Origin of the sequence: Pseudomonas sp. (assembly GCF_026224925.1) — a bacterium.
GTDB lineage: Bacteria > Pseudomonadota > Gammaproteobacteria > Pseudomonadales > Pseudomonadaceae > Aquipseudomonas.
The window spans coordinates 1-8,974 of sequence record NZ_JAMFRV010000451.1 but is presented as its reverse complement, the minus strand read 5'-3'; the positions used below and the strand labels follow the sequence as shown (position 1 = coordinate 8,974).

The 8,974-nt window shown below is 56.9% G+C and carries 7 protein-coding genes; 4 read left to right on the top strand and 3 right to left on the bottom strand.

Annotation, left to right across the window (positions count from 1 at the left end; translation table 11 throughout):
* The 4 genes from M0974_RS19540 to araH all read left to right on the top strand — a co-directional run.
* Positions 1-451 (top strand): SMP-30/gluconolactonase/LRE family protein (locus M0974_RS19540; protein WP_297840419.1); only part of this gene is annotated, 451 nt, incomplete at its 5' end.
* Between the two features lie 178 nt (positions 452-629).
* Positions 630-1,634 (top strand): substrate-binding domain-containing protein, encoded by a 1,005-nt coding sequence (locus M0974_RS19535; protein ID WP_297840416.1) that lies wholly within the window; start codon positions 630-632, stop codon positions 1,632-1,634.
* An 89-nt stretch (positions 1,635-1,723) separates the two neighbouring features.
* A complete protein-coding gene (gene araG / locus M0974_RS19530; RefSeq protein WP_297840413.1) occupies positions 1,724-3,238 on the top strand; it encodes an L-arabinose ABC transporter ATP-binding protein AraG in 1,515 nt (504 codons plus the stop codon).
* A 42-nt stretch (positions 3,239-3,280) separates the two neighbouring features.
* Entirely contained in the window at positions 3,281-4,246 is a 966-nt protein-coding gene (araH, locus tag M0974_RS19525) for an L-arabinose ABC transporter permease AraH (RefSeq protein WP_297840409.1), read from the top strand.
* Between the two features lie 326 nt (positions 4,247-4,572).
* Here araH and M0974_RS19520 read toward each other — a convergent pair whose 3' ends face one another.
* The 3 genes from M0974_RS19520 to M0974_RS19510 form a co-directional block, all read right to left on the bottom strand.
* Entirely contained in the window at positions 4,573-5,841 is a 1,269-nt protein-coding gene (locus M0974_RS19520; RefSeq protein WP_297840422.1) for an MFS transporter, read from the bottom strand.
* Between the two features lie 175 nt (positions 5,842-6,016).
* On the bottom strand, positions 6,017-7,177 hold the full coding sequence (locus M0974_RS19515) for a mandelate racemase/muconate lactonizing enzyme family protein (RefSeq protein ID WP_297840407.1): 1,161 nt from the start codon (positions 7,175-7,177) through the stop codon (positions 6,017-6,019).
* Between the two features lie 33 nt (positions 7,178-7,210).
* Positions 7,211-8,575: an MFS transporter gene (locus tag M0974_RS19510; RefSeq protein ID WP_297840421.1), complete on the bottom strand. Its 1,365-nt coding sequence runs from the start codon at positions 8,573-8,575 to the stop codon at positions 7,211-7,213.
* Between the last annotated feature and the right edge of the window lie 399 nt (positions 8,576-8,974).

Genomic DNA, 8,974 nt, shown 5'->3' with positions numbered 1-8,974 from the left:
CAGCGTCACACCCTTGCTCGCCGAGCAGGGCATCGTCAATACCTTGCTCTGGAACCCCGAGGCCACCGTCGTGTACAGCGCCGACAGCCTTGATGGCGTGATCTATCGCTACTCCGTGGAGGCAAATGGATGCTTGGGTGAGCGGGTTGTCTGGGCTGCCGAACACGCTCGTGGCGATCCAGACGGATCAGCCATGGACGCTGAAGGCTATGTCTGGAACGCCCGTTGGGATGGTCACTGCTTGATTCGTTTCGCCCCGGATGGTTCGGTCGACCGGGTGATCGAGCTACCCGTCAGTCACCCCACCAGTTGCGCCTTCGGTGGCCCCGACTTGTCTACGCTTTATGTCACTAGCGCGGCGCCTTCGTCTGCTAAAGGTGCGCTCGCTGGTGCGCTGTTGATGGCTGATGTTGGGGTGACGGGTATGGCCTGTCATCGGTTCGCGGGATGATTATGCAGACCGTTGGACTGAGGGCGGCGCGTAGCGCTCCAGCCCGGGTGACACTACGTTACGTTGACTCTATTCATAATATGATATGACTGTTTTGTCAGGCCAACCTTCACAGGTCGGTAGCCATCGCACTAATCGTTGCACGCTGTAGCTATTCAATAAAAATAAGGAGTTAGCTATGTTGAGTCGTCACGGGATCCGTTCCCTGTGCTGTGCCGCTGTCGCCACTGCAATATTGGGATTGGGCACCGCCGCATCTGCCGCTGAAGAAGTCAAAATCGGCTTCCTGGTTAAACAGGCCGAAGAACCCTGGTTTCAGACTGAATGGGCCTTCGCTGAAAAAGCCGGTAAAGAGCACGGTTTTACCGTGATCAAAATCGCTGTTCCAGACGGCGAGAAAACCCTCTCCGCCATCGACAGTCTGGCCGCCAATGGCGCCAAGGGCTTCGTCATCTGCGCTCCAGATGTCGGGCTCGGGCCTTCAATCGTCGCCAAAGCCAAGCAAAATGGCCTGAAGGTCATGGCGGTCGATGACCGTTTCGTCGATGGTAATGGCAAATTCATGGAAGACGTACCGTACCTGGGCATGGCCGCGTTCGAAGTGGGCCAGAAACAGGGCAGCGCCATGGCCGGCGAAGCGAAAAACCGCAACTGGGACTGGAAAGAAACGTACGCGGTGATCAACACCTACAACGAACTGGACACTGGCAAAAAGCGCACCGACGGCTCGGTGGACTCGCTGACCAAGGCTGGCCTGCCTGCTGATCACATCCTCTATACCGCGCAGAAAACCCTCGACGTACCGGGCAGCATGGACGCCACCAACTCGGCGTTGGTGAAACTGCCAAACACGGCAAAAAATCTGATTATCGGCGGTATGAACGACAACACCGTTCTGGGTGGCGTGCGTGCAACTGAAAGCGCAGGTTTCAAACCGCAGAATGTCATCGGTATCGGCATCAATGGCACTGATGCAATCGACGAATTGAAGAAGCCGGAAAGCGGCTTCTTCGGCTCGATGCTGCCAAGCCCGGACAAAGAGGGTTATGGCACCGCGCTGTCGATGTATGAATGGGTGACGACCGGCAAAGAGCCGGCGAAGTACACCGCATTGGCTGATGTCACGCTGATCACCCGCGCCAACTTCAAAGACGTACTGACCAAGATCGGCCTCTACAAATAAGGCTTGTTTCGGCTCGGCGCGCCTGACGGTTCAGGCTGACATCTGCAAGACCTCGTTCCGGCCACCGGAACGAGGTGAGAGGTGGTTTCATGTTGGATCAACAACAAATGGGCGAGAGCCTGCGCTTCAATGCCATTGGCAAGAATTTCCCCGGCGTGCGTGCGCTCTCGGACATCAGTTTCGTCGCTCGGCCTAATCAGGTGCATGCGCTGATGGGCGAGAACGGCGCGGGCAAGTCGACGCTGTTGAAGATCCTTGGCGGTTCGTATCAGCCCAACAGCGGCAACTTGCAGATCGGCGAGCGCACCATGCATTTCAAGTCGGCGGCTGACAGCATTGCCGGCGGTGTAGCGGTGATTCACCAAGAGCTGCAATTGGTGCCAGAAATGACCGTGGCAGAAAACCTGTTGCTGGGTCATATGCCATCGCGTTTCGGCGTCGTCAATCGTCGGGCCATGGTTCGACGAGCGCGGGAGTTGCTCAAAGGCCTGGCGGACGAGATTGATCCGTCGACGCGCCTCGGTGATCTGTCGCTGGGGCAGCGCCAGCTGGTTGAAATCGCCAAGGCCATGTCACACAACGCCCATGTCATCGCCTTTGACGAACCGACTAGCAGCTTGTCGGCACGTGAGATCGAACGCTTGATGGCTATCATCGCCAAGCTGCGCGATGAGGGCCGGGTGATTTTGTATGTATCGCACCGCATGGAAGAAATCTTCCGCATTTGCGATGCCGTTACGGTATTCAAGGATGGGCGTTTCGTTCACACCTTCGAACAGATGAGCGACCTGAGCCATGATCAGTTGGTGACCTGCATGGTGGGTCGCGATATCCAGGATATTTACGACTATCGGCCTCGCGAGCACCACAACACTGCACTTGGAGTTAAAGGCTTGCTCGGCCACGGTCTGCAAGAGCCGGTCAGCTTCTCGGTGGCGCAAGGTGAAATATTGGGCTTTTTTGGTCTGGTCGGGGCAGGGCGCACTGAGTTGTTGCGCCTACTTTCCGGGCTGGCTCGCAGTAAAGCCGGCGAGCTGCAGTTGGAAGGCAAGCCTCTGGCATTGAACTCTCCGCGCGACGCGATTGCCGCCGGGATTTTGTTGTGCCCTGAAGACCGAAAAAAAGAAGGCATCGTGCCGCTGTCCAGTGTGGCTGAAAACATCAACATGGGGGCGCGTCGCGACCATGCGCGTTTTGGCTGGTTAATTCAGGGGCGTTGGGAAACCGACAACGCGATCAAGCAAATTAAAGCGCTGAACATAAAAACGCCTTCGCCCGATCAGCAGATTATTTACCTGTCAGGCGGCAATCAGCAGAAAGTGATTCTGGGCCGTTGGTTGTCGATGCCAATGAAAGTATTGCTGCTCGACGAACCTACGCGTGGTATCGACATCGGCGCGAAAGCTGAAATTTATCAGATCATTCATAAACTGGCGGCAAGCGGCATCGCAGTGATTGTGGTCTCCAGCGACTTGATGGAAGTGATGGGGATTTCTGACCGGATTCTGGTGATGAGCGAAGGCGCTATTACCGGTGAACTGTCCCGCGATGAAGCGGATGAATCTCGACTTTTGCAATTGGCACTTCCTCGCTCCCGCGGGTAATTACTTATGTGGCTGACTAGAAAAAATACAAATGAGGTACATATGTCACACGAAAATAGCCTGCCCGCTCCTCGGCAAGGTCTGAACTTGCGTCGGTTCTTCGACGACTGGGTCATGCTCCTCGCTGCGCTGACCATCTTTGTGCTCTGCGCATTGTTCATTGATAACTTTATGTCCTCGTTGAACATGCGTGGCCTTGGGCTCGCAGTGTCCACCGTGGGTATCGCCGCGTGCACCATGTTGTTCTGCCTGGCATCCGGGCATTTCGACTTGTCGGTGGGTTCTGTGATTGCCTGTGCTGGCGTGGTGGCGGGGTTAGTTATTCGCGACACCAATAGCGTATTTCTCGGGGTTTCGGCAGCTTTGGCCATGGGCTTGGTGGTCGGGCTGGTCAATGGCATTGTGATCGCCAAGCTGCGCATCAATGCGTTGATCGCGACGTTGGCAACGATGCAGATCGTCCGCGGCCTGGCGTATATCTTCTCCAGCGGCAAAGCGGTTGGCGTGATGAACGAGGGCTTTTTCGTCTTCGGCAACGGCCAAATCTACGGCGTTCCGGTACCGATCGTGATCACCGTGTTGTGCTTTTTGTTTTTCGGCTGGCTGCTCAACTACACCACCTACGGGCGCAACACCATGGCCATTGGCGGTAACCAGGAAGCGGCGCTGCTGGCTGGCGTACACGTCGACCGGACCAAAATTATTATCTTTGCCGTGCACGGTTTGATCGGCGCGCTGGCTGGTGTGGTGCTGGCCTCGCGGATGACGTCCGGTCAGCCAATGATTGGGCAAGGTTTCGAGTTGACGGTGATTTCCGCTTGCGTGCTCGGCGGTGTGTCCTTGAGCGGCGGCATTGGCATGATTCGCCATGTGATCGCCGGGGTGCTGATTCTGGCGATCATCGAGAACGCAATGAACCTGAAGAACATCGACACCTTCTATCAGTACGTGATTCGCGGCACGATCTTGTTGATCGCGGTAATCATCGACCGGATGAAGCGCCGCTGATTACTGCGCGCGGTCAATGCGAATTTTGACTTGGAAAAAAATCTGTGGAAGGTTCTATGTTTGAGGGCAACCCCGGTTCCCCTGTGGGAGGGAACTTGTTCACGAAGGCAACACCGCAATTTTTCAGAGTAACCGCGGCGTCTGCTTCCCGAACAAGTTCGGTCCCACTGAAGCTCGGCATAACGCCGAATTTGGGGTAATCCACAAAACCTGTGGGAGCGAGCGTGCTCGCGAATGAAGCGACGCGGTCTTCCTGATGAACCGCGTCGTCTGCTTCCCGATATAAATTCGGTCCCACAGGGGATTTCGGATTACCAATGTCTCAATCAGACTGCCCGATCCAACTGCAATCTGCGCAACGTCCCCATGCTCAGGAACGCCGCTGCTCCCAGCAACGCATGCCCCGCCACCACGTACAGCGCGCCCTCGAACGAACCGGTGGTCTGCACGATATAGCCGATGATGATCGGGGTGAAGATTCCGGAGATGTTGCCGAACATATTGAACAGGCCACCCGCCATGCCGGTGATTTCCTTCGGTGCGGTATCGGACACCAGGGTCCAGTCCACCGCGACGATGCCTTTGCCGAAGATCGCCAACGACATCAACAGCGTGACGATCCAGATGGAATCGGTGAAGTTACACAGCACCAGCGTCGCGCCCATGCTCATGCCGCACACCAGCGGAATCTTGCGCGCCACGGTCAGGGAAAAGCCTTTGCGGATCAATACATCGCAAATTGCACCGCCACATAGCGCGCCCAATAATCCACAGATACCTGGCACGGCGGCGATGGCTCCCGCTTCCATGATGTTTAGGCCACGGCCTTTCACCAGGTAAATCGGAAACCATGTCAGGAAGAAGTACTGCAACGACGTGTCGCAGTATTTACCCAAATAAATCGACCACATCATCGGGCTTCTTAACAGGACTTTCAGGTCGGCATACTTGGGTATGAATGCGCCTTTGGCCTTGGGTGCATCCATGTCTATTTGTGCGCCACCTTCCTGGATGTACGCCAACTCGGCGCTGTTGACCATCGGGTGCTCGCGTGGGCTTTTGACCACCTTGAACCAAATTAAACTGACAATAATGCCTAGGCCGCCCATCAGCCAATACACGTGTTCCCAGCCGTAGTTGTGGGCGACGAAGCCCATGGCCGGCGCGAGCATCACCACTGATAGGTACATCGACGAGTTATAGATCACCGTGGCGGTGCCGCGTTCTTGCAGGGGAAACCAGGCGGCAACGATACGGTTGTTCGCCGGATATACCGGGGCCTCGATCAGTCCGAGCAAGAAGCGCAACACGAATAATGTACCAATCGCGATGGGCACCGACAGAAAGCCGATCAGGCCTTGGGCAACGGTGATGGTTGACCAGAGAAACAGCGACAGCCCGTAAACCCGCGCCGAGCCGAATTTGTCCAGCAGCCAACCCCCCGGCAGTTGGCCCAGTACATACGCCCAGGCGAATGCGGCAAATATATAGCCAAGAGTGATCGAGTTAATGCCCAGCACCTGAGTGAGTGCGGTGCCGGTTATCGACAACGTTGCCCGGTCGCCGACGTTGATTGCGGTGACGATAAACAGCATCGCCAGCACCAGATAGCGGACCTTGCTTCGTGCGGTTGTGGCGATGGGTACTGCGGCAGCGACGGGCGTGGCTGCGACGTCTGAATGATCCACATGAATGTCCTCGGTTGTTGTTTTTATGGTCCGACTCAATCAAGGAGCCACCCGGGATGTGCAGTACCGGGCGGCCTCAGTGTTACGGGCGTTTACCGACCTCCACTTGCTGCGCGATCCAGGCTTTGACTTGGTCGCTGAGGGTCAGGCCAAGACCCGGCCGCGTCGGCACAAGCATGCGGCCGTCACGGGTTTCAAGACGTTCGTTGAACAACGGTTCCAGCCACTCGAAATGCTCAACCCAAGGCTCGGTCGGGTACGCAGCGGCAAGGTGCACGTGCAGTTCCATGGCGAAGTGCGGCGCCAGCATCAGTCCGGCCTGTTCGGCCATGGCGGCGACTTTCAAGTACGGTGTGATGCCGCCGACACGGGGTGCGTCGGGCATCAAGAAGTCCGCGCCGCGCAGTTTGATGAACTCGGCGTGCTCGGCCACGCTGGTGAGCATTTCCCCGGTAGCAATCGGTGTATCAAATTGCTGGGCGAGGGCCGCATGGCCTTCCGCGTCGTAGCAGTCGAGGGGTTCTTCAATCCAGATCAGGTTGTGCTCTTCGAACTTGCGGCACATGCGCTGCGCGGTCGGGCGGTCCCACTGCTGATTGGCATCGACCATCAACGGGAAGTTGTCGCCCAAGTGCTTGCGCACGGTGCTGACCCGGTGCAAGTCGACTTCCCAGTTCGGCTGGCCCACCTTGAGTTTGATGCCGCCGATGCCTTTTTCCCGCGACAGGTCGGTGTTCTTCATCAATTGATCAAGGGGGGTGTGCAGGAAACCGCCCGAGGTGTTGTAGCAGCGTACCGAATCACGCTGTGCGCCCAGCAACCGCGCCAGGGACAAGTTGGCGCGCTTGGCTTTCAAATCCCACAAGGCGACGTCGAACGCACCGATGGCTTGGGTCGACAGACCGCTGCGGCCCACCGATGCGCCGGCCCAGCACAGCTTGGTCCACAGCTTGGAGATGTCGCTGGGGTTCTCGTCGAGCAATGCCGGGGCGATTTCTTGGGCATGGGCAAACTGGCCGGGGCCGCCCGCACGTTTGGAGTAGCTGAAACCAAGGCCGCTATGGCCGTCGACGGTTTCGATCTCGACAAACAGCATGGCGATTTCGGTCATGGGCTTCTGCCGACCGGTGAGGACTTTTGCGTCACTGATCGGGTTGGCCAGCGGCAGGAATACCGAGGACACGCGAACCCAGGCAATACGGTCGTCATCCGAAGATTTGCGGGCGAGTGGTGATGCGGACATGGGAGTTCTCCTGATGATCAATTAAACGAGCTTTTATGAATGGGATTGGCGCAGCTCGCGGAGCTGGGCATCACTCGGTAAAGGGTTGACGGGTGGGTCTTGCGGCTCGTCGAGTTCGAGGCGTTTTAACGGGCCGACGATGAACAGATAGGCGAACGCACCCAGCAGGCCCATGGCAGCGACGTACATCAGCGCGACGTCGAATGAGCCGAGCTGATTGATCATCACGCCGATAGCAATGGGGGTGACGATGCTGGCCAGGTTGCCGCAGAAGTTGAACATCGCGCCGCTGACGCCCATGGCACGTTTAGGCGAGACGTCACCGACGATGCACCAGCCCAGATTGCCGACGCCTTTGGCGAAGAACGCGATAGACATCACCAGGATTACCAGCGGGATTGACTGCGTGTAGTTGGCTACCACGATGCTGCTGGACAGCAACAAACCGCAGATGATTGGGGTCTTGCGCGCGGCGGTGAGGCTGTAGCCTTTGCGCAGCATCCAATCGGACCAGAGACCGCCGATCACACCACCAAGGCAACCGGCGATGGGCGGAATCGCCGCCACCAGACCGACTTTGAGTAGGGTCATGCCTTTGGCTTCGATCAAGTACGTCGGAAACCAGGTGAGGAAGAACCAGGTGATCGACGTGAGACAGAACTGGCCAAGGTAGATGCCGAGCATCATCCGGTTGCCGCCAATGGTGCGCACGCGTTTCCAACTGAAAGGGATCGGCGCATCGCCCATGGAAGGCAGGCCACCGCCGGCTTCGATGTAGTCGATTTCCGCCTGATTGACCCGTTTGTCCTTGCGCGGCTCGTGGACCATGCGGAACCACAACAGGCCGATCAGGATGCCGGCAACACCGGTGGAGAAAAACACGTGCTGCCAGCCGAAGGTGCTGAGGGTCCAGACCATGATCGGGGTAAACGCTGCCAGGGCGAAATATTGTGCTGATTGAAACACTGCCGTGGCCAGCCCGCGTTCGTGACGCGGAAACCACATCACCGTAAGCCGGTTGTTGGCCGGGAAGGCCGGTGCTTCGGCTGCGCCCATCAAAAAGCGCAACACAAACAGCGCTACAAACGCTGAGCTGAAGAGGTCGACGTAGCCCTGCAAAAAGGTCAGCACCGACCACAGAATCAAACTCAGGCCCAACACAAGCCGAGAGCCGAAGCGGTCCAGAATAATGCCGCCGGGTATTTGCAACCAGGTGTAGGCCCAGCCAAATGCAGAAAAGGCGATGCCCATGGTCACGGCATCAAAACCAAGGTCTTTGCGCAGGCTGGGGGCGGCAATCGACAGCGTGGCGCGGTCGACGTAATTGAACACGGTGACGATGAAAATCATCACCAGAATCAAATAGCGGACGTTGGTTTTCGTCGCTACAGAGCGCATCGGGTTGTTCACTTTTTATTTTCCTTATTGTGAAAACGGTGTCGTGTGGCGGTGCAGAGGTGAAATTCCTTAGGTATTTTCTGGTAATGGTTGCGCAATCATTTGCAGTCAAAAAAAACGAGACTTGGGTTTTGTCCATGGCTCTGTTGGCGGATATTACACTGATTGCGCAATCATTCAATGGGTATGGTTAGGGTTTTGGAGATCGAAAGTTATGCAGTGGGACCGAATTCATTCGGGAAAGACGCAACCCGGCCTATCAGACAAACTGCGCCGCCCGCTTCCCGAATGAATTCGGTCCCACAGGGAGCAGAGTTACAGGCTGTCGGGGTAGTTTTAGGTACTGGCCCGATCAATCAGTTGAAACCCGGTGTCAATTCTGACCGGTGCTTCACCACT

Excerpts from the sequence above, each read along its gene's own strand:
- M0974_RS19515 (WP_297840407.1), bottom strand. The coding sequence starts at position 7,177 with ATGTCCGCATCACCACTCGCCCGCAAATCTTCGGATGACGACCGTATT.
- araH (WP_297840409.1), top strand. The coding sequence starts at position 3,281 with ATGTCACACGAAAATAGCCTGCCCGCTCCTCGGCAAGGTCTGAACTTG.
- araG (WP_297840413.1), top strand. The coding sequence starts at position 1,724 with ATGTTGGATCAACAACAAATGGGCGAGAGCCTGCGCTTCAATGCCATT.
- M0974_RS19510 (WP_297840421.1), bottom strand. The coding sequence starts at position 8,575 with ATGCGCTCTGTAGCGACGAAAACCAACGTCCGCTATTTGATTCTGGTG.
- M0974_RS19535 (WP_297840416.1), top strand. The coding sequence starts at position 630 with ATGTTGAGTCGTCACGGGATCCGTTCCCTGTGCTGTGCCGCTGTCGCC.
- M0974_RS19520 (WP_297840422.1), bottom strand. The coding sequence starts at position 5,841 with ATGCTGTTTATCGTCACCGCAATCAACGTCGGCGACCGGGCAACGTTG.